The sequence below is a fragment of the Paraburkholderia humisilvae genome (assembly GCF_902859855.1).
Classification (GTDB): domain Bacteria; phylum Pseudomonadota; class Gammaproteobacteria; order Burkholderiales; family Burkholderiaceae; genus Paraburkholderia; species Paraburkholderia humisilvae.
The window spans coordinates 1-1,017 of record NZ_CADIKH010000390.1; the positions used below are offsets into that span (position 1 = coordinate 1).

At 52.9% G+C, this 1,017-nt stretch carries 1 protein-coding gene; it reads right to left on the reverse strand.

Translation table 11 applies throughout. The features are described from left to right. On the reverse strand, positions 1-265 hold a 265-nt coding region (locus HV796_RS43875; protein ID WP_217478258.1), incomplete at its 3' end, for a hypothetical protein. Positions 266-1,017: the final 752 nt, after the last annotated feature.

A 1,017-nucleotide genomic window follows, 5' to 3' on the forward strand; every position in this document is an offset into this window, starting at 1 on the left:
CGGGGCGGCCGATGACGTCGCAGTAGACCGTTTCCACCAATACTCCCGATATCGCAGGCGAAAGTCGATTCAAGCGTTCGATAAGCGGCGCGCACCTACTGCCGCCAACAGTTTTTAACGTTGATAACCCTATGTCGTACCTCGACCGCTCTCCGTCGTAACGCAGCGCGGGACCGTTTGCCAGACACTCCCCGATATGCGCGATCATTACTCCGTCGCCTTTTACCTGTTCGGCCGGCAATTCGCTAAAGCTAGTCTGCGACATTTTGCCTCTCTGTGATCACCAGCGTGTGGTTCCGTACATACCGAGCTGTTGCCCGTGGCGGCTTGACACGATCTGGCCGGGAACCGCTACGCGCTTGCTTTCAGCGCGTTAGCACTTCCAAATCGGGGAGGGCTCGTATGGAACCCGCCCCACCAGAACCAACGACAGTGAATGGCACGGCTGCGGATCAAATATCTGGCCGCCTGCGGAATGGCTCAGCAACGTACAACTGTTTTCCCGCCTCGCGGGCCCCATGCCTCATGAGACAGGGCTTTACGCGATCAATAACCTGCCAAACGTAGTCGCCAGGGGAAATTTTTACGATATTTCTGCGTATGTTTTTTACATAAATTCGCGAGTGTGCGACTAACGCTCGCCAAATAACATCTATTGGTCAATGGGATAAACATTCATTGCTGGCGCTATTCCGTTTCAATAATGTTATCCAATTAATGATGCGGCGTATGTTAGCGCAGGAGGGTGAGTTTAGCCAACCTGGTAACATTATTAGGTCAAGAAATCCGCAGCAGCACCGTTAACGTCACCCGGAATTTAATAAACACTTAGTCTTACTGTGTCAGTGCGACGTGAAGTCGCGTAGAGGATTGTTTCACCTGGCTGCGGCCAGGAAGGAAACCGACTGTTCCGTCAATCGTAACCTACCGGTGCATGCTGGATTGGTAACGGTCTGGCGTGAAGCCACCGGAACAACGTAACCCGTTCATTGAACGACGTCGCGCTCGCAAGAAAGT